This window comes from Pseudomonas syringae, assembly GCF_001698815.1.
GTDB classification, from domain to species: domain Bacteria; phylum Pseudomonadota; class Gammaproteobacteria; order Pseudomonadales; family Pseudomonadaceae; genus Aquipseudomonas; species Aquipseudomonas syringae_A.
Genome location: NZ_LGSI01000027.1, coordinates 1 through 24,301 on the forward strand (window position 1 = coordinate 1; position 24,301 = coordinate 24,301).

Annotated in this window: 23 protein-coding genes; 7 read left to right on the forward strand and 16 right to left on the reverse strand. The window is 58.7% G+C overall.

Annotation, left to right across the window (positions count from 1 at the left end; all coding sequences use genetic code 11):
- Nucleotides 1-314: 314 nt before the first annotated feature.
- The 5 genes from AFK24_RS07375 to colR form a co-directional block, all read right to left on the reverse strand.
- On the reverse strand, nt 315-542 hold the full coding sequence (locus AFK24_RS07375; RefSeq protein ID WP_065832639.1) for a hypothetical protein: 228 nt from the start codon (nt 540-542) through the stop codon (nt 315-317).
- Nucleotides 542-1,258: a lipopolysaccharide kinase InaA family protein gene (locus tag AFK24_RS07380; RefSeq protein WP_065832640.1), complete on the reverse strand. Its 717-nt coding sequence runs from the start codon at nt 1,256-1,258 to the stop codon at nt 542-544. The genes AFK24_RS07375 and AFK24_RS07380 overlap by 1 nt, the downstream gene beginning before the upstream one ends.
- Before the next feature lie 4 nt (nt 1,259-1,262).
- Entirely contained in the window at nt 1,263-1,943 is a 681-nt protein-coding gene (locus tag AFK24_RS07385) for a class I SAM-dependent methyltransferase (RefSeq protein ID WP_065832641.1), read from the reverse strand.
- 216 nt (nt 1,944-2,159) lie between these two features.
- Nucleotides 2,160-3,443, reverse strand: coding sequence for a sensor histidine kinase (locus AFK24_RS07390; RefSeq protein ID WP_065832642.1), 1,284 nt, complete (start codon nt 3,441-3,443; stop codon nt 2,160-2,162).
- On the reverse strand, nt 3,433-4,116 hold the full coding sequence (gene colR, locus AFK24_RS07395; RefSeq protein WP_020292991.1) for a two-component system response regulator ColR: 684 nt from the start codon (nt 4,114-4,116) through the stop codon (nt 3,433-3,435). The genes AFK24_RS07390 and colR overlap by 11 nt, the downstream gene beginning before the upstream one ends.
- A 184-nt stretch (nt 4,117-4,300) precedes the next feature.
- Between colR and AFK24_RS07400 the strand changes: the two genes are divergently transcribed.
- Nucleotides 4,301-5,047, forward strand: coding sequence for a phosphatase PAP2 family protein (locus AFK24_RS07400; protein WP_065832643.1), 747 nt, complete (start codon nt 4,301-4,303; stop codon nt 5,045-5,047).
- 199 nt (nt 5,048-5,246) lie between these two features.
- Here the strand turns inward: AFK24_RS07400 and groL are convergent, their stop codons facing one another.
- The 5 genes from groL to AFK24_RS07425 all read right to left on the reverse strand — a co-directional run bounded on the left by groL (nt 5,247) and on the right by AFK24_RS07425 (nt 10,010).
- Nucleotides 5,247-6,893, reverse strand: a complete 1,647-nt coding sequence (gene groL, locus AFK24_RS07405) for a chaperonin GroEL (protein ID WP_065832644.1) — start codon at nt 6,891-6,893, stop codon at nt 5,247-5,249.
- A 49-nt stretch (nt 6,894-6,942) separates the two neighbouring features.
- A complete protein-coding gene (locus tag AFK24_RS07410; protein WP_020292988.1) occupies nt 6,943-7,236 on the reverse strand; it encodes a co-chaperone GroES in 294 nt (97 codons plus the stop codon).
- 260 nt (nt 7,237-7,496) lie between these two features.
- The gene (locus tag AFK24_RS07415) at nt 7,497-7,979 is read right to left on the reverse strand and encodes an FxsA family protein (protein WP_065832645.1); all 483 of its coding nucleotides are present in this window, start codon (nt 7,977-7,979) and stop codon (nt 7,497-7,499) included.
- Between the two features lie 66 nt (nt 7,980-8,045).
- The gene (locus AFK24_RS07420) at nt 8,046-8,777 is read right to left on the reverse strand and encodes a HugZ family protein (protein WP_065832646.1); all 732 of its coding nucleotides are present in this window, start codon (nt 8,775-8,777) and stop codon (nt 8,046-8,048) included.
- A gap of 225 nt (nt 8,778-9,002) precedes the next feature.
- Nucleotides 9,003-10,010 carry a DUF481 domain-containing protein gene (locus AFK24_RS07425; protein WP_065832647.1) on the reverse strand — a complete coding sequence of 336 codons (1,008 nt, stop codon included), beginning with the start codon at nt 10,008-10,010 and terminating at the stop codon, nt 9,003-9,005.
- A gap of 157 nt (nt 10,011-10,167) precedes the next feature.
- Between AFK24_RS07425 and AFK24_RS07430 the strand changes: the two genes are divergently transcribed.
- Both AFK24_RS07430 and AFK24_RS07435 read left to right on the forward strand, forming a co-directional pair.
- Nucleotides 10,168-10,536 carry an MGMT family protein gene (locus AFK24_RS07430; protein WP_065832648.1) on the forward strand — a complete coding sequence of 123 codons (369 nt, stop codon included), beginning with the start codon at nt 10,168-10,170 and terminating at the stop codon, nt 10,534-10,536.
- Nucleotides 10,537-10,578: 42 nt separating this feature from the next.
- Nucleotides 10,579-12,132: an AmpG family muropeptide MFS transporter gene (locus AFK24_RS07435; RefSeq protein ID WP_065832649.1), complete on the forward strand. Its 1,554-nt coding sequence runs from the start codon at nt 10,579-10,581 to the stop codon at nt 12,130-12,132.
- Between the two features lie 112 nt (nt 12,133-12,244).
- Here the strand turns inward: AFK24_RS07435 and AFK24_RS07440 are convergent, their stop codons facing one another.
- Nucleotides 12,245-13,090 carry a mechanosensitive ion channel family protein gene (locus AFK24_RS07440; protein WP_065832650.1) on the reverse strand — a complete coding sequence of 282 codons (846 nt, stop codon included), beginning with the start codon at nt 13,088-13,090 and terminating at the stop codon, nt 12,245-12,247.
- A gap of 89 nt (nt 13,091-13,179) precedes the next feature.
- Nucleotides 13,180-13,665, reverse strand: a complete 486-nt coding sequence (locus AFK24_RS07445) for a YajQ family cyclic di-GMP-binding protein (RefSeq protein WP_032629717.1) — start codon at nt 13,663-13,665, stop codon at nt 13,180-13,182.
- A gap of 154 nt (nt 13,666-13,819) precedes the next feature.
- Between AFK24_RS07445 and AFK24_RS07450 the strand changes: the two genes are divergently transcribed.
- From AFK24_RS07450 to AFK24_RS07460, 3 genes are all read left to right on the forward strand, one after another.
- Nucleotides 13,820-14,740: a putative 2-dehydropantoate 2-reductase gene (locus AFK24_RS07450; RefSeq protein WP_065832651.1), complete on the forward strand. Its 921-nt coding sequence runs from the start codon at nt 13,820-13,822 to the stop codon at nt 14,738-14,740.
- Nucleotides 14,741-14,807: 67 nt separating this feature from the next.
- Nucleotides 14,808-16,844, forward strand: a complete 2,037-nt coding sequence (locus AFK24_RS07455; protein WP_065832657.1) for a sensor histidine kinase — start codon at nt 14,808-14,810, stop codon at nt 16,842-16,844.
- A 13-nt stretch (nt 16,845-16,857) separates the two neighbouring features.
- On the forward strand, nt 16,858-17,433 hold the full coding sequence (locus tag AFK24_RS07460) for a cob(I)yrinic acid a,c-diamide adenosyltransferase (RefSeq protein WP_065832652.1): 576 nt from the start codon (nt 16,858-16,860) through the stop codon (nt 17,431-17,433).
- Nucleotides 17,434-17,556: 123 nt separating this feature from the next.
- Here AFK24_RS07460 and AFK24_RS07465 read toward each other — a convergent pair whose 3' ends face one another.
- The 4 genes from AFK24_RS07465 to secA all read right to left on the reverse strand — a co-directional run bounded on the left by AFK24_RS07465 (nt 17,557) and on the right by secA (nt 23,397).
- Nucleotides 17,557-18,501: a Nudix family hydrolase gene (locus tag AFK24_RS07465; protein ID WP_065832653.1), complete on the reverse strand. Its 945-nt coding sequence runs from the start codon at nt 18,499-18,501 to the stop codon at nt 17,557-17,559.
- A complete protein-coding gene (locus tag AFK24_RS07470) occupies nt 18,498-19,130 on the reverse strand; it encodes a glutathione S-transferase family protein (RefSeq protein WP_065832654.1) in 633 nt (210 codons plus the stop codon). The genes AFK24_RS07465 and AFK24_RS07470 overlap by 4 nt, the downstream gene beginning before the upstream one ends.
- 193 nt (nt 19,131-19,323) lie before the next feature.
- Nucleotides 19,324-20,541 (reverse strand): bifunctional glutamate N-acetyltransferase/amino-acid acetyltransferase ArgJ, encoded by a 1,218-nt coding sequence (gene argJ / locus AFK24_RS07475; RefSeq protein ID WP_065832655.1) that lies wholly within the window; start codon nt 20,539-20,541, stop codon nt 19,324-19,326.
- Nucleotides 20,542-20,658: 117 nt separating this feature from the next.
- A complete protein-coding gene (gene secA / locus AFK24_RS07480) occupies nt 20,659-23,397 on the reverse strand; it encodes a preprotein translocase subunit SecA (RefSeq protein WP_065832656.1) in 2,739 nt (912 codons plus the stop codon).
- Between the two features lie 308 nt (nt 23,398-23,705).
- Here secA and AFK24_RS07485 point away from each other — a divergent pair, with 308 nt between their 5' ends.
- Nucleotides 23,706-24,161: a DUF721 domain-containing protein gene (locus AFK24_RS07485; RefSeq protein WP_020292973.1), complete on the forward strand. Its 456-nt coding sequence runs from the start codon at nt 23,706-23,708 to the stop codon at nt 24,159-24,161.
- The last annotated feature ends 140 nt before the right edge of the window (nt 24,162-24,301 follow it).

Here is a 24,301-nt window from a genome sequence, read left to right on the forward strand (position 1 = left end):
CCTACACAAACCGGTAGGAGGGGACTGGTCCCCGATGGCGGCGGATGGGCCAGCATCATTCGCCTGATCTAATCCGGTGTCTGCGCCACCGTCTTCGGGGACAAGTCCGGTCCTACCGAGCCCTACACAAACCGGTAGGAGGGGACTTGTCCCCGAAGACGGTGGGACAGACGGCGTTACTGTCTCGGGTCGGTTTGTCGTCTGCAAGATAGCCTCGGGGACAACTCCCCTCCTACCAATTGCGCTGCGTCAGACGCACACAACAAGGCCCCGAAAACGGGGCCTTCATCAGTCAGTTATCTTTGCGTTGAATCTTAACGTTGCGGCCCTGAACCCTGGGCCAGGCCAAACATCAACAGCAGTAGATCGTGGTCTGGTTTTACGGTCTGCTCGACCTTGGCGACTCTGGGCAAAGGGCAATGTCCTTCGCCATGTTGAGCGCTCAATATCTTCGTACCCGGCTCTTCCCAGGCGGCGAGAGCAACAGAAGCAACAGCCAACGCACCCAATACAAAAAGACCTCGAGCCAGTTCTAGCTTCATTACCCTAAACCTTTGATAGCGCTGCCAAACGCTGCCTCGTAAAAGTAGACCAGTTTTTGCCAGTCCGCAGGGCTGAATGACGAATGGCGACGCAGTTGCTTCATGTCGTGCTGGGCCGCAGCGTATGGGGTCAGGCGACGGCGGCACTTCTCGAGGTCCAGCAGCGCGACTTCAGCTCGGGCCTCGGAACCTTCGCCGACAACCCGGACGAATACGTGCTTGATGTAAATGCAGCTGTGCTGCCAACGGCCGCGGTGCATGCGCGCCAGATTGACTGCCAGTTCATGGAGCATTTGCTCATGCAGCGCTTCACCGTAGCGCTCGCGACCACCGGCCGCGTACCAGTTCTCGATTTCTTCGAAACCATCCAGAGCAGCGGTCACCAGCAGCGCGCGCCACTCATTGTTTTCGTCGCGCTCGGCACCGCAGAAAATCATTTTCGGTACGTTCACGTTGAGCTGACGCAGGCCTTCCAGCGCGTCGCGCTCACGCAGTACGGTGGGACGCCCGAACGGATGCAGCCAACTGCGGTAGATGTGGCCCGTCTGGCGCTTGATGTAGATAAGCCGACCATTTTCAGTCAAGACGCGCTGCACGCCGCTTTCACCACCACGACGGATGTTGGGCTCTTCAACCCACTCACCGCGCTGGTTCCAGAAATAGGCAAAGCGCTCGCCTTGGCCAACCGTCGATTCTGCTACACCTTCCACGACCATCCTGTTACCTCTTGCGCAATAAATAGACACGCCACATGGCGTACATCGGCAGGAAATCCATCCGCTCCTGGATTCGGAAACCTGCCTCTTCGAATTCTGCTTCTACAGTTGCCACGGGTAACACAAAGCGGTTCTGGTAACCTTCCTGCCCGTTTTCGCGGCTGCGCTTTTGCTCGCTGCGCTTGCGTTTCCAGGCTTTGAAATTGCCATCAACCCACAGCGAGATGATCACGCTGTCACGGGTAACACGTTGAAACTCACGCAATAGCGCCAATCGATGGGCTGCGTCGCCCACGTGATGCAACAGTCGCATGCAGAAAATACTGTCCACGGCATTGTCGGGCAGATTGATAGCGAAAGCTGACGTCTGCAAGGGTTGTACCCGTTTGACCACTTCAGCGGGCTGGGCCTTGCAAGCGGTGCTGAGCATGTCCGCAGAATTATCCGCGCCGATGATCACCCGATTGGGTTTTTCCGCCAATAGCGGCCAGAAGCGACCGGCACCACAAGGCAGATCAAGCACCAGTCCAGGATCACCGGCGAGCTTCAACGCTTTGCGTGCCAGTTGCTCGTCGCGCCTGTGAGACAACCGTCGAGACAGATTGTCCTGATGCTTCTGTAAATATTTTTCCGCATGTTGTTGATTGTACTTACGGGAAAACTCGAGCTCGATTCGCTTGCTCATGGTGGATCTCCTGCTTCTGATGGGGCCAACTTAGTCAGCCCAGCGTCATCGTCAGGTCATGTTTATGTGAAAAAAGCGTTACTTGGCTCGAGCAAATGTTTCTAGATTTTACAATGCCTTAGCAATAGCCCTCCGCCACTACTTGTCACAATGACGGTTTTATCACCGCTGAAACAACAGCAGTAAAGCTAATGCAACACCTTGTTTTGGAGGAATTTATCTGCTTTTGAGGGTGACACTGAAACGGCATCCGTTGGGTTCCATCGGGCTCAAACTCACGGTCCAGCCCTGGTTTTCGCAAATCCGCTGTACCAGTGACAGGCCCAGCCCGAGCCCCTCGCCGCGCTGCTCGTTGCCACGCACAAAGGGCTCGAACATCGCCTCGCGCTTTTCTTCCGGGATACCCACCCCGCTGTCCTCCACCTGGAAGCCATCGGCCTGTAACGTCAGGGTGATAAAACCGCTGTCGGTGTAATGCAGGGCGTTGCGCAGCAGGTTGCCCATCACGGCATGCAGGAACGTCGCGTTGTACAACGTTTCCGACGACTGGTCGGCCGCCTCCGGACGGAAGTTCAGCGTCAGCCCTTTGCTCTCGATGGGGCCACGCCACAGCGCGACCAGCTGTTCAGCGACGCTGCACAGGCCTACTTTCGGGGTCATGGTCGCGTCTTCGCGCTGAGTGCGGGCCAGCATCAGGAAAGTCTGCACGAGGTCGCGCATTTCTTCGCAGGCGCGAGCAATGCGCTCCACCTGAGCTCGGGCGCGACTATCCAGCGCGGGGTTTTCAAGCAGTAATTCGCAGGAACTGGCGAGCACCATCAACGGCGTGCGCAACTCATGACTGACATCGCTGGTGAACATGCGCTCACGGGTCAGGGCGCTGCGCAAGCGGCCCAGCGTGGCGTCGAAAGCCACGGCCAGCTCGCCGACTTCGTCTGCCGCGTAATCCGGTGCCAGCGGTGGTGCCAGCCCGAGCAGTTGATCGCGGTGCCGGACTTGTCTGGCCAGCCGCACCACCGGCGCCATGACCCGCCGAGCCAGGACCCAGCCAAGAAACACCGCCAACGCCAGTGCCAGCACGAACCCGACCAGCACCACGGCAAACAGGACGCGCTCACGCTCTTCGAAATCGCTTTGATCCTGCAGGAGCACATAACGCCGACCGTCGACCACCTCGACCATCGCGTGGTAGGACAGAGGCCCGCGAAACACCTCGTGAAATCCTGGCTCCAGATGGCGCAGGTCCTTGGGCACGTCGAAATCCCCCGGACCGCCGCTGAAATAGAACAGCTGGTCGGGCTCGGGACGGTGGCTCCAGTCGCTGACGCTGTCCATCAGCAGCAGGCGATTGAGATCACCGCCCAGACCTGAGGAAATCAGTTTTTCTTCGACCAGATGCACCGTGGCGACGATGCCCATGGCGAAAGATCCCGCCACCAGTGCACTCATCAGAGCAAAGGCAATGATGATCCGCTGGGCGAGGCTTTGCTTAAACTCCATCTCGGCCCTCGGCCAAGCGGTATCCGACACCGTGCACGGTTTGCAGCAGCGGTTTGGCGAACGGCTTGTCGATCACCTGACGCAGTTGGTGAACGTGACTGCGCAGACTGTCACTGTCCGGGCAATCATCGCCCCACAGGGCCTCTTCGAGAATTTCGCGGCGCAACACGTGAGGGCTTTTCTGCATCAGTACCGCGAGCAGTTTCAGCCCCACCGGGTTGAGCTTGAGCAGTCGCCCTTCGCGGGTGACCTCCAGGGTATCCAGGTCGTAGATCAGGTCCGCCACCTGCAAGGTCCGTCGACCACCGCCCTGCGCCCGGCGCAATACCGCTTCGATACGCGCGGCGAGTTCGGACAAGGCAAACGGCTTGAGCAGGTAGTCGTCGGCGCCGGAACGGAAGCCCTGCAAGCGGTCATCCAGTTGATCGCGGGCCGTCAGCATGATGACCGGCGTGTCGCGTCGTGCGTCTTCGCGCAGGCGTTTGCACAAGGTATAGCCGTCGATACCAGGCAACATGATATCGAGCACGATCAGGTCGTAATGTTCGGTTGCCGCCAGATGCAGTCCGGAAAGGCCATCCTGGGCGCAATCGACCGTATAGCCCTTCATGCCCAAGTAGTCCGCGAGGTTGGCCAGGATGTCGCGGTTGTCTTCAACGAGCAGAATTCGCATGGTGCACCTCTCCGTATGCAATAAGGCTGGCGCAGCTTAAGGCCAAGTCAGCCATAGAACCAGCGTCGAATGGCTTAACGTTTTTTTCACCATAGGTTCACGGGTTAACGACAGCCAGGAAATCAGACTAGTCGCACCTCGGCGTATCGCCCGAGGTTTTCCCTTCTGCTGATCTGGATCCGACATGTCGAGAGCTTCCGTCCTGCCTTACTCGCGCCCGCTCAACTTATGGATAGGCCTGGGCATTCCTGCCATAACCGCCCTTGTTCTGATTTTGCTGGAACTGACGGACCTGGATATGGACATCGCCAAGCTGGTCTATGACCCGGCCGCGGGCGAGTTCATTGGCAGACATAGTTATTTCCTCGAAAACGTCATGCATGACTGGGCCAAGAATGCAGTGATCGCAGGCGGCGTTTTCTCGCTGGTCGCGTTCATCGCGTCGTTCAAGGCAAAGCGCTTGATGCCGTGGCGCCGGGAGTTGGGGTGTCTGGTGCTGTCCATGGCGTTGTCGACCAGCTTCGTCACGCCGGTAAAAGTGGTGACCTCGGTGCAATGCCCGTGGAGCCTGACCGAGTTTGGCGGCAAGGAAACCTACAGCGAACTGCTCAGCCCGCGTCCTGAGACCGACAAACCAGGGCGTTGCTGGCCCGGCGGCCATGCGGCAACCGGCTTCACGCTGTTTGCACTGTTCTTCATGTTCCGTGACCGCCGCCCGCGCCTGGCGAAAGCCGGCCTGATCTTTGCCCTTGGGCTTGGGATCGCGTTTTCCGTCGGGCGCATGCTGCAAGGCGCGCACTTCTTCTCGCATAACGTCTGGACAGCGGTGTTCTGCTGGCTGATCTGTCTGGGGTCGTATTACGCGGTCTTGTACCGGCCAGTGCCGAAACTGGCGCGGGTGGTTGGGGCGGAGCAGCCAGAAAGCGCATAAATAAATTTTGTGGGAGTGTTCGCAGGTTACGACGGCCGCGATAGCGGTGTGTCAGACAAACCGCATTATCGTTCTTCGCGGGCAAGTCGGATCGCCGCCCGCTGGCTCCAACGGAGTTAGTGAACACAAAGCCAGCCCATAAAAAAACCCCGCACCAGGCGGGGTTTTTTTGGGGTGTTGCTTTGGGGGTGAAGCTGGCTTACATCATGCCGCCCATACCACCCATGCCGCCCATGTCCGGCATGCCGCCGCCAGACGACTTACCGTCGTCTGCCACTTCAGCGATCATCGCTTCAGTGGTGATCATCAGGCTGGCGATCGAGGACGCGGCCTGCAGAGCAGAGCGAGTCACTTTAGTTGGGTCAAGGATACCCATTTCGATCATGTCGCCGTACAGGCCAGTCGCAGCGTTGTAACCGAAGTCACCCGAACCCTGCTTGACCTTGTCGACAACCACGCTTGGCTCGTCGCCGGAGTTGGCAACGATCTGGCGCAGTGGAGCTTCTACGGCGCGACGCAGCAGAGCGATACCGACGTCCTGATCGGCGTTGTCGCCTTTCAGACCTTCGATTGCCTGCAGCGAGCGAACCAGAGCTACGCCACCGCCAGGTACCACGCCTTCTTCAACGGCTGCACGAGTAGCGTGCAGGGCGTCTTCAACGCGGGCTTTCTTCTCTTTCATTTCAACTTCGGAACCAGCGCCGACTTTGATTACCGCAACGCCGCCGGACAGCTTGGCCAGACGCTCTTGCAGTTTTTCTTTGTCGTAGTCCGAAGTTGTGTCACCGATTTGCTGGCGGATCTGAGCGATACGCGAGTCGATGTCGGTTTTAACGCCGGCACCGTCGATGATGGTGGTGTTTTCTTTGTTCAGCACAACGCGCTTGGCATTACCCAGGTGTTCCAGGGTAGTGGTTTCCAGGCTCAGGCCGATTTCTTCGGAGATCACGGTGCCGCCAGTCAGGACAGCGATGTCCTGCAGCATGGCCTTGCGACGGTCGCCGAAGCCAGGGGCTTTGACGGCTGCAACTTTCACGATACCGCGCATGTTGTTCACAACCAGAGTCGCCAGGGCTTCGCCTTCAACGTCTTCGGCAACGATCAACAGCGGACGGCCAGCTTTGGCCACTGCTTCCAGAACTGGCAGCATTTCGCGGATGTTGGAGATCTTCTTGTCGACCAGCAGGATCAGCGGGCCGTCGAGCTCGGCAACCATGGTGTCCGGCTTGTTGATGAAGTACGGGGACAGGTAGCCACGGTCAAACTGCATGCCTTCTACTACAGACAATTCGTTTTCCAGACCCGAACCTTCTTCAACGGTGATAACGCCGTCTTTGGTCACTTTTTCCATGGCTTCAGCAATGATGTCGCCGATGGAATTGTCGGAGTTGGCCGAGATAGTACCCACCTGGGCAATTGCCTTGGTGTCGGTGCATGGCTTGGACAGCAGTTTCAGCTGAGCAACGATGGCGATGGTCGCCTTGTCGATGCCGCGCTTGAGGTCCATCGGGTTCATGCCGGCAGCGACGGCTTTCAGGCCTTCGTTGACGATGGCTTGAGCCAGAACGGTTGCAGTCGTAGTACCGTCACCTGCGTCATCGTTGGCACGGGAAGCAACGTCTTTGACCAGCTGCGCGCCCATGTTTTCGAAACGGTCTTTCAGTTCGATTTCTTTAGCAACCGAAACGCCGTCCTTGGTGATCAGAGGAGCACCGAAGCTCTTCTCGATGATGACGTTACGGCCCTTTGGACCCAGAGTTGCTTTTACTGCGTCAGCCAGGACGTTTACACCGGCGAGCATTTTTTTCCGGCCAGCGTCGCCGAATTTAACTTCTTTAGCAGCCATGATCGATATTCCTTAAATACTTAGTAGTAACGGAAGGTAGCGGGAGGACTCAGGCTTCGACGACCGCGAGAATTTCATTCTCGCTCATCACCAGCAGGTCTTCGCCATCAACTTTCACAGTGTTGCTGCCGGAGTACGGGCCAAACACTACTTTGTCACCCACTTTCACGGCCAGCGCACGCACTTCACCGTTGTCCAGCACGCGGCCGGTACCCACAGCGAGGATCTCGCCACGGTTTGGCTTTTCAGCAGCCGAACCCGGCAGAACAATACCGCCAGCAGTTTTCGATTCTTCTTCGCTGCGACGGATTACGACGCGGTCATGCAGAGGACGAAGCTTCATTGTCGATCTCCTAATTATGGTTTTTAAACGGCCGGTGACGACACCAGCGGGCTAGAACATCCGGCGTTGCCGGTTACGGTTCGCAAGCGAACCGTAGAATACGGTCTGGCAATCGAGCCAGAAACCTTGCGGTGACCCATACATAAGGGCGGGCAAGGTGATTACAAGGCTTGGGGGATAATTTTTTTGCTTGAGCGCGACAGTTGTCAAAACCAATGTGGCACCCGCAGGTGCCACATTCATTGAGCTGCAGACGTTTTTTATTTGTCGCGATGCTCAAACTCGCCTTCGATCACGTCCGGCTCGCGAGTCGGCGGATGAATCGCGCCAGGGCGGCTCGGACCGTTGCTGGTCGGCATGTCTTCGCTGAACGCACGCTGACGAATGGCCTGCTCCTCGGCGCGTCGACGCAGCTTGTTGACCAGCACTCGACGAGTCACCGGCAGCAGGCAGATCACGCCCAGGATGTCGCTGATGAAACCCGGCAACAGCAGCAGGCCGCCGCCGACCGCAATCATCAGGCCTTCCATCATTTGCTGCGCAGGCAGCTCACCGCGCGACAGGCTTTCACGCGCCCGCAGTGCAGTGGCGAACCCGGCTACGCGAATGACAAAAATGCCGAGCATGGACGTCGCCACCACCAGCAGGAACGTCGGCAGGAAGCCGATGGACATGGCTACCCGAACCAGAACAAACAGCTCAAGCACCGGAAATAGTAGAAAGAGCAGCAAAAAAACACGCATCAAATGACTTCCTCAACGCAAGAATGCCTTGCAGTAGACCTTAAGTGACGTCGCAAATACGTGAATTCAAGCGTCTTGCGCATCACGGACCGGCCATTTCTCCGCGTGAGCCAACTGAACCAAGGCTTCGCGCACTTGTGTCGGCGTATTACAGGGCTCCGCAAAGGGCAACCAGTATAGGCCCTGACCGATACGCAGGTGCATCCCTTCACTGTCAACGCCAGCCATTTGCGCCGGTTCACTTTGAGGCAAACCCGTGAGTTGTACGTAGTGAGCGATAGCCTTGGCGTGATCTTCATTCATGTGTTCGACCATGCTGCTTTCCGCAGCGCCTGCGAAGGGATTCGCCAGCGCGACGTTATCGAGCCAGTGAATCGCACCAAAACCGCCGATGAAGCGATAGCGCACCGGAGTCAGCACCCAGAAATCGAAATCATGGGCGGTGTGATAGCTGCGCGATTCGGGGAAATAGCGGTAATAACGCTGGGCTGCCGCTTCCACCGCAGCCGGATCGCTGAGTTTCTCGGCTTCGGCCATTACCGTGACCCGCCCGGTTGCCTGAACATCCACGGCTTCGCGCTCGCCGACCAGCAATGAGCACTTCGGGTCCAGACCCAGGTTATGAGTGTGTTGCGCAATGCGACTGATCAGGATCAACGGCCGGCCCTGCCCGTCCAGGCAATAAGGCACGGAGGAACCAAACGGGAAACCCGGCATGGACTTGGAATGGGTCGACAAAACCCCTCGGTATTCCTTGAGCAGCAGTTCTCGTGCTTGTTTGGCGGCCTTGATGCTCATTGTTTGACTCCCAGGAACAGTTCAGTCAGTAAATTCTGTCGTTCAGAATAACAATGAGCTGCGCAATGGGCACGGGGAAAGGCGTTTTGCGGCAAGGTAGGGCTCTATGTCTCACGGTGAGAGGACGTTGACCTTGCCGACGTCTTCCCGGATGAATCCGGTCCCACGGGTTGACCGGATTGCATTGTGGGAGCGATTTATTCAGGAAAACGTCGACCGTATTGCTTACCAGGTCACGCCAAACCCTGCGGTGTAACGGGTTTTATCAAGGTCGCCATCGCTGGAGCCGCTGATCACGTCTTTCTCGGCCTTGAGGTTCAACGACGCCCAGTCGGTGACTTTGTAGCGTAGGCCGACTTCGGCCTCGAGGCTGTAATCAGCCACGCCGCTGATTGGCTTGCCCAGTTCGCCGTTGGTGAAGAACTCGACTTTTTTGCCGATCAGGAAACGGTTGTAGTCCCAGGTGCCGGCCACGGAATAGAAGTTGTCCTTCTCGCCGTTGGAGTACTCGAAGTCAGTACGGTTGACCAGTGCGCCCAATTTGAAAGCACCCAGTTCATCGTCCCAGAACTGATAACCAGGACCGGTACCGACCGTGCGCTGCCGGGAGAGGTCTTCGATCTTGTCGCGCTTGTAGTTGATGCGACCATCCCAGAACCATTTTTCGGTCAGGAAGCGGTCGATGGAGTATTCGGCGCTCCAGTTGTCGGTGGTCACCAGCTCATCGGTGCTTTCGCGGTTGTACTCGCCCTTGGCGTTATGTCGCCATTGACCGTGACGCGCGGAAGTCTTGAAGGCCACGTTGTAGTCGTCGGTGTCGTTCTCGGCCCGCTGGAAATCCAGAGCGGCGTCAATATTGCCCTTCCAGACCAGGTCGGTAACGATCGGCTTGGGCTTCATGATCTGCTGGATGCTGGCCAACTCGACGGTCTTCGGCGCTTCGCCATTGAGCAGCGTTACCTTGCCGTCATCGGACGCTTGCAGCGACTTGGCGATTTCACCCTGATACTGGTCTTGCTTGACCAGCAGCTTCTGATCGCTCTCGAGGGTCTTGACCTGTTTCCAGTCCAGCGGAATCGCACCGGCGTAGGTGGTTTCGATCAGCAGCTTGCCGCCGTCGAAGACCTTGATGGTCCCGGTCAGCTTATCGCCGTTCTTCAACCAGACGGTATCAGCGAGCAAGGGGGTGGAAATGCAGGCAACAGCGAGGCACAACAGGGTTCTGTTCAACATAAGCAACGACTAGGCTCAGTAAGCGGAAAATCGGGCATCATCCGCAGATGACGTCAAGGCAATCGAAGACCGCCGCGGGCATAGCAATCACAGACCATCGGATTATTCCGTAGTTCCGCAGTGCGGTTTATACAGCCAAATAAACAGGAATAAAGCCGTGACCGAGCGACCAGCGGCAAATGACGACCCTTCCGGGCTTTCCGGGGCAGAGGCCCGACGAACGGCGCTCTACATCACTCTGAATCAGGTGCCACCCGGCAAAGTCGTCAGTTACGGACAACTGGCCGATCTGGCCGGACTCGGACGCGCCGCGCGCTGGGTCGGGCGCACGCTGAGCCAGTTGCCTGAGGGCAGTTCGCTGCCCTGGCATCGCGTGATTGCCGCCGGCGGGCGCATCAGCCTGCCGGTGGGCAGCGTATCGGGCGACGAACAGCGTGCCCGTCTGCGCGCCGAAGGCATTACCGTTCAGAACAATCGGGTAGATATGCGGCGTCATGGCTGGCGCCCGATAGAGCACAGCGGTTAGAGTGCGCCCTTTGTTTTCGTAACCTGAGGCAGATTCCAGCCCATGCCCCGTAAAACCTGGCGCGCCGCGCTCGCCGCATATGCCAGCCCCTCGACATTAGTACTGCTGTTGCTCGGTTTCGCTGCGGGCATGCCTTACATGCTGGTCTTCTCTACCTTATCGGTCTGGTTGCGTGAAGCGGGCGTTGCTCGCGAAACCATCGGTTATGCAAGCCTCATCGGCCTGGCCTATGCCTTTAAGTGGGTATGGTCGCCGCTGCTCGATCAATGGCGCCTGCCATTGCTGGGCAAGCTGGGTCGGCGTCGCTCCTGGCTGGTGCTGTCGCAGTCGCTGGTGATACTGGGCCTGATCGGCATGGGTTTCTGCGATCCGCAGCAGCATTTGTCCTGGCTGATCGCGATTGCGGTGGTCGTAGCCTTTTCTTCGGCGACTCAGGACATCGCCATCGATGCCTATCGCCTGGAGATTGCCGACGACACCCAGCAGGCCGCACTGGCCGCCAGCTACATGTCTGGCTATCGGGTCGCGGCGCTGCTCGCTACCGCAGGTGCGCTGTATTTCGCTGAAGGCTTCGGCTCCACCGGTTTCGCTTACAAGCATTCGGCCTGGACCGGCACTTACGTGTTGTTCGGCCTGCTGATGCTGCCTGCGCTGATCACCACGCTGGTGATGCGCGAGCCGCCCGTGCCGCTGCGCACCCAGTTGTCGGCCGCCCGTTACAACTTCGCTCACCAATTGGCGTCGGTGTTCGTGTTGATCATTCTGCTGGTGTCGGTACCGGCGATGTTCACCCAACTCTACAACACCGATTTCGCCAGCGTGCTGTTCAACGGCACCAGCTGGATGGACCTTCTGCTTGAAGACCGGGCGTTTCTGCGTTCGATTCTCTACATCATCCTGACCACCGCTTGCCTGTCGTCCTTTGGCCGCAAGGGCCTGGCGCCAGTGCTCACGCCGATCAACGATTTCATCCTGCGCTATCGCTGGCAGGCGTTCCTGCTGCTCGGCTTGATCGCCACGTATCGCATGTCGGATACGGTGATGGGCGTAATGGCCAACGTGTTCTATATCGACCAGGGCTTTACCAAGGATCAGATCGCCAGCGTCAGCAAGATCTTCGGTCTGATCATGACCCTGCTCGGCGCGGGTTTCGGCGGGTTGTTGATTGTGCGTTTCGGGATCCTGCCGATCCTGTTCATCGGTGGCATGACGTCAGCGGCGACCAACCTGCTGTTCCTGATGCTCGCCGACATGGGCCCGAACCTGCAGATGCTGATCCTGACCATCTCGCTGGATAACTTCAGTTCTGGCCTCGCGACTTCGGCGTTCGTGGCTTACCTGTCGAGCCTGACCAACCTCAAGTTCTCGGCGACGCAATACGCGCTTCTCAGCTCGATCATGCTGCTGTTGCCGCGATTGATTGGCGGTTATTCAGGGGTGATGGTGGAGAAGTTCGGCTATCACAACTTCTTCCTGATCACCACGCTGTTGGGCGTGCCGACACTGCTGATGATCATCTTGCAGTGGAGCAAAGAGGTGCGTCAGACCAAGGCGGCCGAAGCGCTTGAAGGGACGGAAAAGCCTGCGAGTGAATAAACCGAACGACCAGACCTCGCCGTAGGAGCGACTTCAGTCGCGAGGGCATCAATCAATTGCTCTCCCGGCTGAAGCCGGTCCTACAAGCCGGTCCTACGATAAGCCAGCGTGTTTACGCTTGCGGCGCGTTCTCCTGCACCACACGAATCACCCGCTGCGGGAACGGGATGTCGATGTTGGCGGCACGCAAGCGGTCGCGTGCTTCAGCATTGAAGCGGTTCGACACGTCGCCGAAATCCCCGGTCTTGGTCCAGACCCGCAACGACACGGTGATCGAACTGTCGCCCAGCGCAGCCACCACAGCCTGCGGTGCCGGATCCTGTAGCACGCGAGGATCGTCGGCCATTTCCAGCAGTACTTGCATGGCCTGCTTCAGATCCGCCTCGTAATCCACGCCCACATCGAAGGTGATCTTGCGGGTCGGCTGACGGTTGGTGTTGGTGATGATGCCGTTGGACAGGTTGCCATTGGGCAGGATCACCGTTTTGTTGTCGCCGGTACGCAGCACCGTATGGAAAATCTGGATGGTGTCGACCGTGCCGGACACGCCCTGAGCCTCGATCCAGTCGCCGATGCGAAACGGACGAAACAGCAGAATCAGCACGCCGCCTGCAAAGTTCGCCAGGCTGCCCTGCAAGGCCAGACCGATTGCCAGACCCGCAGCACCGATGGCGGCCACGAACGAGGTGGTTTCCACGCCAATCATCGAAGCAACGCTGACGATCAACAGGATCTTCAGAATGATGTTGGCCAGGCTGCTGATGAAACCCTGCAACGCCAGGTCGGCATTGCGCAAAGCCAGCAATGCACCCACTTTGGTCGTCAACCGGTTAATCAGCCACCAGCCGATGGTCAGCGTAACCAGCGCCAGCAGCACGCGGCTGCCGTACTCCATGATCATCGGAATCCACGCCTGGGACGCTTTGACCAAGTGGTCGACTTCGGTATTCAAATCCATCAATTGCTCCTTACTTGTCGCGAAAAAAACTCAGGCTGCCTCGGACGCCCGAAAACACGGTAGGTTCCCGAAAATCCGAAGGCGCAAGATCAATCGCGGAAGTTATTGAACTGCAGCGGCATGCCGAATTCGTGAGCGCGCAGCACTGCCATGGCTTCCTGCAGGTCGTCGCGTTTCTTGCCGGTGACACGCACTTGCTCGCCTTGAATGGCGGCTTGAACCTTGAGTTTGGCTTCCTTGATATGCGCGACGATTTTCTTCGCCAGCTCTTTGTCGATGCCTTCCTTGAGGACGGCGTCCTGCTTCATCAATTTACCGGACGCAAACGCGTCTTTGACTTCAAGGCACTTGACGTCGATCTTGCGCTTGACCAGGCAGAGCTTGAGGATTTCGATCATCGCTTCAAGCTGGAACTCCGCCTCGGCGGTCAGATTGACTGTCAGATCCTTTTCCTTGAATTCGAATTCGCCTTTGCCTTTCAAGTCGTAGCGACGGTCCAGCTCTTTGATGGCGTTGTCGACGGCATTAGTGACTTCGTGTTTATCCAGTTCGGACACTACGTCGAACGAGGGCATGTAATTTCTCCAGAAATAGGTGGTATCTAAATATTGACGTTATGAAAGCAGGATCATTATAACGAGACTTTCCCCGCGTTCACTGCGAGCCTTCCATGTCGACTGCCGTTTTTCCCAGGTTACTCCGCTTCATTTGCTTTTCAGTGATCAGCTGATGCCGGTTACCTTGCATGTTCTGGGCGCGGGCAGCCTCGGCAGCTTGTGGGCCGCGCGGCTGGCGCGAGCCGGCTTGCCGGTAAAACTTGTCCTGCGCAACGCCAAGCGGCTGGCGGCTTATGAGGCCAACGGTGCTGTTATCACGCTGGTCGAGCATGGCGCTGAGCAGCGCGTGCCGGTCAGTGCGCAGATTGCTGAAAGCCTCGAACCGATCGAGCGTCTGCTGGTGGCCTGCAAGGCCTATGACGCCGAGCAGGCGGTCGCCCATCTGTTGCCGCGACTCAAGCCGAATGCAGAGTTGATCCTCTTGCAAAACGGGCTGGGCAGCCAGGATGCCGTGGCTGCACAGGCGCCGCTCGCCCGTTGTATCTTCGCCTCAAGTACCGAAGGCGCCTTTCGCGAGCAGGACTGGCGGGTGGTCTTCGCCGGTCACGGTTTTACCTGGCTGGGCGATCCGCGCAACGCAGCGCCGCCGTCATGGTTGCCGGACCTGCACGACAGCGGCATTCCCCATGAGTGGACCCCGGATATCCTCACCCGCCTGTGGCGCAAACTGGCGCTCAATTGTGCAATCAACCCGCTGACCGTGCTGCATGACTGCCGCAACGGCGGGCTGCAGCAGCATCCTTGTGAGGTCGCGACGCTGTGCAGCGAACTCGACGAGTTGCTCGCCTGCTGTGGCCAGCCTGCGGCGGCGCTGGACCTGCACAGCGAAGTGCAGCGCGTGATCCAGGCCACGGCGGCCAACTATTCGTCGATGCATCAGGACGTGACGCAAGGCCGACGTACCGAGATCAGCTATCTGCTGGGTTACGCGTGCGCCGCTGCCGCACGCCATCGCTGCGCAGTGCCGCATTTGACCCAGTTACAGGAGCGCCTGATTCAGCATCTGGCCGCACGAGGTTTGCGCACCGACTAGGCCAGGGTTTGCAATGACCAAGCGCCGCGCTACCCTGCCCTTTCCTCATCAGCCTGTGACTCGCCTCATGCCATTGCGCCAGCGCCTGGAAAATCTACCGGTAGGTCAAAAGATCCTCGCAGCCTTGCTGGTTCTGCTGACCACCGTATTGTTGGTCGCGAACCTGACGTTCATCAGCGCGGCCTATTACATTTCCCAGGAAGCCATGGCGCCACAGGCGCTGCAAACCATCGGTCGGCTGATCAGCAACCCGAATCTGGCGCAACAGGCGCTCAGCTCACCGAACAACGCCCAAGCCTTGCTGCGGGAACTGAAAAATTATGGTCCGCTGCGCGCTGCGGCGCTGTACGACAACAACGGTGAGCGCCTGGGCCAATTGCAGCAGGGCGACAAACTCAAGCTGCCTGAACGCTTCGATCACGTTGAAAACTGGCGGATAACGGAGTTTCGCAGCACCCAGGTGATTCCCGTGCCCAAGACCGGTCAGGCGCCCGGCCATTTGTTGCTGGTGGCCAGCAGCGAACTGCCAGCGGCGTTTTATACCGGCACGCTCACCGCCAGCCTTGGCATCCTGGCGTTCAGCATCCTGCTCTGGCTGGTCATTGCCCGGCAGATCCGCCGCCTGATCACCGAGCCCATTTACCAACTCGAAGAATTGTCACGTCAGGTTACCCGCCAGGAAAACTACGCACTGCGTGCCGAGCCCGGCAACAAGGACGAAATCGGCAGCCTCGCCGAAGCGTTCAACACCATGCTGTCGCGTATCGAAGCCCGGGAGCAGCAGCTCAAACGCGCCCGTGACGACTCACAGGAAGCCTACGATCAGGCGCAAGGACTGGCCGAAGAAACCCGTCACACCAACCGCAAGCTGGAACTCGAAGTGCAGGTACGCAGCAAGATCGAGAAGAAGCTCACCGGTTTTCAGAATTACCTCAACAGCATCATCGACTCGATGCCTTCGGCGCTGATTGCCCTGGATGAGCAGCTGTACGTCACGCAGTGGAATCAGGAGGCCAGCGGCTTGTCCGGCACGCCGCTGGACGAAGCGCTGAATCAGCCGATCTTCCTCGCCTTCCCGCCCATGAAAGCCTTCCTGCCGCAGCTCAAGCTGACCGTCGAACGTCACAGTGTCACCAAGATCGAGCGAGTGACCTGGATCAAGGACGAAGAGCGGCGCCACTACGCCCTGACGTTTTACCCGCTGACCGGCGGTGCCGGTCGTGGCGTGGTGATCCGCATCGATGACATCACCCAGCGCCTGTCGCTGGAGGAAATGATGGTGCAATCCGAGAAGATGCTGTCCGTGGGCGGCCTGGCAGCGGGCATGGCCCACGAGATCAACAATCCGCTGGGCGCGATCCTGCATAACGTGCAGAACATCCGTCGGAGGCTTTCCCCGGACTTGCCGAAAAACCTTGAACAGGCCGAAGCCGAGGGCATCGAGCTGGACAAGATCAATCGTTACCTCGCCAGCCGCGAAGTGCCGCAATTGCTGGACGGCATCCAGCAAGCCGGCGCCCGTGCGGCGAAAATCGTCAGCCATATGCTCAGCTTCAGCCGCCTCAGCAACCGGCAGATGACGCCATGCGAATTGCCCGCGCTGATCGATCAAGCGCTGGAAATCGCCAGTAACGATTTTGACCTGACCATCGGCTTCGACTTCAAAGGCCAGGCGATCATTCGTCAGTTCGATCCACACCTTGGCCCGGTGCCAGCCATCTCCAATGAACTGGAGCAAGTGCTGCTCAATCTACTGAAGAACGCCGCACAGGCGATTCATCAGCGCCCGGACGACGCCGAACCGGGGCGGATCATCCTGCGCACGAAACTGAATCCACCGTGGGCGGAAATCCAGGTAGAGGACAATGGCGTCGGCATGTCCGAGAACGTGCGCAAGCGCACTTTCGAGCCGTTCTTCACCACCAAGGAGATCGGTCAGGGCACCGGGCTCGGGCTGTCGGTGTCGTATTTCATCATCACCAACAATCACAAAGGCCAGATGGAGGTGCACTCCTCGGTCGGCAACGGTACGTGCTTTACCTTGCGGCTGCCCTTGCAGGGCAGTCAGGTCAGCGTGCCGGAAGCGGTGATTTCGCCGCTATAAAGGAGTAACAAGCATGGGCTTTCGTTTATCGAAGATTTACACACGCACCGGCGATACAGGCGAAACCGGTTTGGGCGACGGCCGCCGCGTGCCGAAGGATCACCCGCGGATCGAGGCCATCGGCGAGGTCGACACGCTCAACAGCCAGTTGGGTTTGCTGCTGGCCTGGCTGATCGAGGAAGCGCTGGTAAAGCCTGACTTGAATGAAGTGATCGAAGTGCTCACACCTTGCCAGCATCGACTGTTCGACCTTGGCGGGGAGCTGGCGATGCCGGCTTATCAGGCGCTGAATCAGGCAGAGATCGACAAGCTGGAAGCCGCCATTGATCTTTGGAACGAAGAACTCGGTCCGCTGGAAAACTTCATCCTGCCCGGCGGCTCGGCGCTCATCGCTCAGGCCCACGTCTGCCGCAGCGTAGCGCGCAGTGCCGAACGCCGCTGTCAGCATCTCAATGCAGTGGAACCGTTGGCGGGTGTTGGGCTGGCGTATATCAACCGGCTGTCAGACCTGCTGTTCGTCGCGGCACGAATGATCGCCAAACGGCAGGGGATTGCGGAGATATTGTGGGAGGCAGCGAAGAAGCCGTAGATCCGACATGAGTGAGAACCTGTAGGACCGGCTTCAGCCGGGAGTGCGGCATGTCCGACAATGGCAATACGCAGGCCATTGCGCGCCCCTCCCGGCTAAAGCCGGTCCTACGGGAAAAGCAGATCATTCCTCCGGCCAAAACGCCCTGATTCCCGCCACACCTTGCGCGCCGCTGTCCCATGCACGTTGCCGCTCATCGGGACCGACGCCGCCCAGCAGGTAAACCGGTTTGCTGAAACCGGCAATCAACTGGCTTGCCTGCTCCCAACCAAGAGGCTCTGCATCCGGATGCGTTTGAGTAGGCTGCACCGGTGACAAGGTGACGAAATCGACGTCCATCTGCTCGGCCAGGGTCAATTCCTCGGCGTTATGGCAGGAAGCCGCCAGCCAGCGCTCCTTGGGGAACGGACGGCCGCGACTGGCCAGTTTGCGCAGCTGCGCCGACGTCAGGTGCCAGCCAGCGGAAGGAAAGTCGCCCAGCCACTCCAGAGGTCCTTTGAGCATCAGTTGCGCCTTGCCGGCACACAAACCCACGGCATCTACGGCGAGATCGCGATACTGCGGGTCGTAGCCGTTGGGTGCGCGCAGTTGAACCAGCTTGATGCCGCCAGCAATGGCCTTGCGCAGGCCGCGCAGCAGCTCCGGTGTTTCCAGCTCGCCCGGCGTGATCAAATATTCGCCCGGCAGGCGCGCGGCGGCGACGATAGGTTGATTGGCCGCAGGAAACTCATACTGAGCCAATTCGCGATTCGACACCCAGGCCAATGGCTGACCTTCGACACCCTGCGGCTCACCGCTGAACGCGGAAACTTCCCAGACATCCAGCAACACTTGCTTGTCCGGGTAATCGTGCTGAATCTTGATCAGCGGACGTGCCTGAGTGACGACAATGCCCAGCTCTTCCTGCAGCTCGCGAGCCAGCGCAGTTTCCACCGTTTCATCGGGCTCGACCTTGCCGCCAGGAAACTCCCACAAACCGCCTTGATGCTGAGTGTCCGCACGGCGCGCGATGAGGATCTTGCCGTCGGCGCCACGAATGACCGCCGCAGCCACATGTACACGTTTCACGGTTCAACTTCCTCCAGAGCGGCCTGCTGCCAGCGCTGGAAGACCGGCCATTGGTAGATTGTCTCGACGTAGGCCTGAGCTTCAGCTGGCAATTGCACCTGATAGGTACGCATGCGGATCACCACGGGCGCGAAGAACGCGTCGGCAGCGCTGGCCTTGCCGAACAGGAACGGCCCGTTTTCGACCGCCGCAACGCGGCACTCAGCCCACAGCGCACACATGCGCTCGATATCGGCCTGGGTATCAACCGGAATGACTTCCAGCGCTTCATCGCGGCGCAGATCCATCGGCATGGTCGAGCGCAGCCCCGGGAAACCGCTGTGCATTTGCGCACAAGCTGATCGCGCCTGCGCACGCGCGGCGGTGTCAGCGGGCCACAGACCGGCAGCCGGAAATTGTTCAGCGAGGTATTCGATAATCGCCAGGGAATCGACGATAGAACCGTGTTCGGTTTTGAGGATCGGCACTTTGCCGGTGGGCGAATGCTCAAGGATGAGTTGCCGCGTGTTCGGCTGATTGAGCCGAATGACCTGCTCGGTGTAAGGCGCTCCGGTCATGTACAGCGCCAATGCCGGCCGCAGCGACCAGGAGGAATAGCGTTTGTCGCCGATGATCAGGTGCAAAGTCATGTTCGGAGTTCTCCATAAAGGGAGCGATCTGATCAGGTTTCTGTAAGCAAATCCGTTGTCGCACTGCAGACGCGAAACTGTGGGACCGGATTTACCCGGGAAGGCGGCGTCCCTGACCACAGAGATCCAGGGAATGTACTGGCCATTTCGCGAATGAATTCGCTCCCACAATTTGCGTCCACAATCTGTCAGATCAGGTGCGGTATTCCGCGTTGATTTTTACGTATTCGTGGGACAGGTCGGTGGTCCAGATGGTTTCGCTGCACTGACCGCGACCCAGCTCGATACGAATGGTGATCTCCGCCTCAGCCATCACCGCCGAACCTTGTTCTTCAGTGTAAGTGGTAGCGCGGCAGCCCTTGCTGGCGATGCACACCGAACCGAGGAACACGTCGATCTTGCTGACATCCAGATCCGGCACGCCAGCGCGGCCCACTGCAGCCAGAATGCGGCCCCAGTTCGGGTCGGAGGCGAACAGCGCGGTCTTGATCAGCGGCGAGTGGGCCACTGCGTAACCAACATCCAGACACTCCTGATGATTGCCGCCGCCGTTGACTTCAACGGTCACGAACTTGGTCGCGCCTTCGCCGTCACGCACGATGGCCTGGGCGACTTCCATGCACACGTCGAAGACGGCTTTTTTCAGCGCATCGAACAGCGGGCCCTTGGCTTCGGTGACTTCTGGCAAATCAACCTGACCGGTAGCGATCAACATGCAGCAGTCGTTGGTCGAGGTATCGCCATCGATGGTGATGCGGTTGAACGACTTGTTGGCGCCGTCGCGGATCAAGTCCTGCAATACGCTTTGCGCGACTTTGGCGTCGGTGGCGATGTAACCCAGCATGGTCGCCATGTTCGGCCGAATCATGCCCGCGCCCTTGCTGATGCCGGTCACAGTGATGGTCACGCCATCGATCTGGAACTGACGGCTCGCGCCCTTGGGCAGCGTGTCGGTGGTCATGATGCCGGTCGCGGCAGCGGCCCAATTATCAACAGACAGGTCATCGAGGGCGGCTTGCAGCGCGCCTTCGATTTTTTCCACTGGCAACGGCTCACCGATCACACCGGTGGAGAACGGCAGCACAGCGCTGGCATCGACACCGGTCAGCTCGGCAAGCTTGGCGCAGGTGCGAGCCGCATTGACCAAGCCTGGCTCGCCGGTACCGGCGTTGGCGTTGCCGGTGTTGGTCAACAGATAACGGACAGTGCCCTGAGCGCGCTGCTTGGCGAGAATGACCGGAGCTGCACAAAACGCATTGAGGGTAAAAACGCCTGCAACGCTGGAGCCTTCGGCACAGCGCATGACCACGACATCCTTACGCCCCGGACGCTTGATGCCGGCCGAGGAAATACCCAGTTCAAAACCTGGAACCGGGTGCAATGTCGGCAAAGGACCAAGACCAACAGCCATGAGGTGCGCTCCTTGAAAGAGTTCTGCGCCGCCCGCATCGGTACGGCAATCGATTGAAAAACGCCGCGACGGCTGAGCCGGTCGCGGCGTTGGCATTACGGGTTCAGATGACTGGAATCAGTTGATCTGGCCGTGACAGTGTTTGAACTTCTTGCCCGAACCACACCAGCACAACTCGTTACGACCCTGCTTCTGGTCGTTGCGAACCGGCACGGCGGCGACGGCGACATCTGCGCCCTCTTCAGCCAGTGCTTCCGGCTGATCTAGCCCAGGTGCCTCGGCGTGTTCGAACTGCATGCGTTGCGCCAGTTCTTCGGCATCGCGACGCAGGCGGGCCTCTTCTTCTTCCGGATCTTCGCGACGAACCTGTACGTGGGACAGCACACGAATGGTGTCGCGCTTGATCGAGTCCAGCAGTTCCTGGAACAGGGTAAACGACTCGCGCTTGTATTCCTGTTTCGGGTTTTTCTGGGCGTAGCCGCGCAAGTGGATGCCGTGACGCAGGTGATCCATGGTCGACAGGTGGTCTTTCCACAAGTCGTCTACAACGCGCAGCAGAATCTGCTTCTCGAAGGAGCGCAGCGCTTCGGCACTGGCCTGCTCTTCTTTCTCGTTGTAGGCAGAGAGCAACTCTTCGAGCATCTTCTCGCGCAGGGTTTCTTCGTGCAGGTGATCGTCTTCGTCAAGCCATTGCTGAATCGGCAGTTTCACGCCGAAATCGGTGTCCAGTGCAGCTTCCAGACCGGCGACATCCCACTGTTCAGGCAGGGATTGCGGCGGAATGTGCTGGCTGATCAGGCTGTTGAGGACGTCCTGACGGAAGTCGGCGATGGTGTCACCAATGTTCGTCGCAGCCAGCAGGCTGTTACGCATGTGGTAGATCACTTTACGCTGCTCGTTGGAAACGTCGTCGAACTCAAGCAGTTGCTTACGAATATCGAAGTTGCGACCTTCAACCTTGCGCTGCGCCTTTTCGATCGCGTTGGTCACCATGCGGTGCTCGATCGCTTCGCCGGACTGCATGCCCAAAGCCTTCATGAAGTTCTTCACCCGATCAGAGGCGAAGATGCGCATCAGGCTGTCTTCCAGGGACAGGTAGAAACGGCTGGAACCGGTGTCACCCTGGCGACCGGCACGACCACGCAACTGGTTGTCGATACGACGCGATTCGTGGCGCTCGGAAGCAATCACGTGCAGACCGCCGGCTTCGATCACTTGCTGATGGCGTTTCTGCCAATCGGCCTTGATCTGCGCGATCTGCTCCGGACTTGGATCTTCCAGGGCAGCGACTTCCACTTCCCAGTTACCGCCCAACAGGATGTCGGTACCGCGACCGGCCATGTTGGTGGCGATGGTCAGCGCGCCCGGACGACCGGCTTGCGCAATGATCTCGGCTTCTTTTTCGTGGAACTTGGCGTTCAGAACCTTGTGCTCGATGCCTTCCTTGTTGAGCAGGCTCGACATGTGTTCGGAAGTTTCGATGGTCGCAGTACCTACCAGCACCGGACGATTCTCAGCCATGCAGGCCTTGATGTCGGTAACGATAGCGGCGTACTTCTCTTCCGCGGTCAGGTAGACCAGGTCGTTGAAGTCTTTACGCGCCAACGGCTTGTTCGGCGGGATGACCACGACGGACAAGGTGTAGATCTGGTGGAATTCGAACGCTTCGGTGTCGGCTGTACCGGTCATGCCGGACAGTTTGTTGTACAGACGGAAGTAGTTCTGGAACGTGGTCGACGCCAGGGTCTGGCTTTCGGCCTGAATGTTCAGGTTTTCCTTGGCTTCGATGGCCTGGTGCAGGCCTTCGGACAAACGACGACCCGGCATGGTGCGGCCGGTGTGCTCGTCAACCAGCAGGATCTGACCGTCCTGGACGATGTATTCCACGTTGCGATGGAACAGTTTGTGCGCACGAAGACCGGCGTAAACGTGAGTCAGCAGACCCAGGTTGTGCGCCGAGTACAGGCTTTCGCCGACGGCCAGCAAGCCGACTTCGGTAAGCATTTCTTCGATGAACTGGTGACCGGCTTCGTTAAGCTCGACCTGACGGGTTTTCTCGTCAACGGTGTAGTGGCCAGCTTTAGTGACTTCGCCTTCCACTTCCTCGATGTGTTGCTCGAGCTGCGGGATCAGACGGTTGATTTCGGTGTACAGCTTGGAGCTGTCTTCGGCCTGGCCGGAGATGATCAGCGGCGTGCGGGCTTCGTCGATGAGGATCGAGTCCACTTCGTCGATGACGGAGAAGTTCAGCTCGCGCTGGAACTTGTCTTCCATGCTGAACGCCATGTTGTCGCGCAGGTAATCGAAACCGAATTCGTTGTTGGTGCCGTAAGTGATGTCGGCTGCGTAAGCGGCGCGCTTCTCTTCAGGCGGCTGGAAAGGCGTGACGATGCCTACGCTCAGACCGAGGAATTCGTACAGCGGACGCATCCAGTTGGCATCTCGACGTGCCAGGTAGTCGTTCACGGTAACCACATGCACGCCCTTGCCGGACAGCGCATTGAGGTAGACCGCCAGCGTACCCACCAAGGTCTTGCCTTCACCGGTACGCATTTCGGCAATCATGCCTTCGTGCAGGGTCATGCCACCGATGAGCTGCACATCGAAGTGGCGCATGCCCATGACGCGCTTGCCGGCTTCGCGAGCCACTGCGAAAGCTTCAGGAAGGAGCTTATCGAGGGTCTCACCTTTGGCTAAGCGGGCCTTGAACTCTTCGGTCTTGGCACGCAATTGCTCGTCCGAAAGGGCCACCATTTGCTCTTCGAAGGCATTGACGAGTTGCACCGTCTTGAGCATGCGTTTTACTTCACGCTCGTTCTTGCTTCCAAAAAGTTTTTTTAACAAAGGCGCAAACATATCGACAGGATCTTCCACACATAGGGATGGAGGGCGGCCCCGTGAGTCGCCCGTGCAGCCCTTATGGCCGCATGCGAACGAGCATTCTACCCGGAAACGGTGGTGAGGAAAGTGGCGTTATTCCACGATGCTGGCACAGCGCTGTGACGGGGCTGTTTCTAGATAGGGGCTTTTTCCCGGACTTCAACCCACCAAAGGCAGAAGTTACTTGTTGATTTTGCATATAAAAGCTGCGAAAGCGCCCTGAACGCGGTGGGAAGAAGCATTTCTGCTAACATGGCGGCCTTGTCACCCAAGGTTGCATCACCATGGCATTTCGTCCCCTCACGGCTCGGGCACCGGCTGTCTTGCTGCGCGAAGCGAAACCGCTCAAAGCCATTTTTCATCACGCTCAGCGTCTCGGTCACCTGCAACGGCTGCTGGAAAGCCAGTTGCAACCCGCTGCGCGCGAGCATTGCCATGTTGCGTCGTGGCGTGAAGGCAGCCTGTTACTGATCGTCACCGACGGTCATTGGGCCACTCGTCTGCGTTATCAACAAAAACGCCTGCAGCGACAACTGGTCGCATTCGACGAGTTCGCCAGCCTCACGCGCATTTTGTTCAAGGTCCAGCCGCCGACCGTTCCTCAAGGTGCTGCGGGGCATACGATGGATTTGTCCACCGTGGCCGCTGAAAGCATCCAGGCCACCGCCGACGGCATCGCCGATCCGAAACTGCGCGCAGCGCTGGAGCGGTTGGCGGCGCATGCCAAGCCGAAAGAGTAACGCTCAACCCCTTCATTGACACAGCGCAACAAGGAACTTGCAGGAGGGGACTTGTCCCCGAAGGCAGAGCCTCAGGCGACGATAACGTCTGGATAATTTCGCTGACCGTCCAATCGCATTCGGGGACAAGTCCCCTCCTA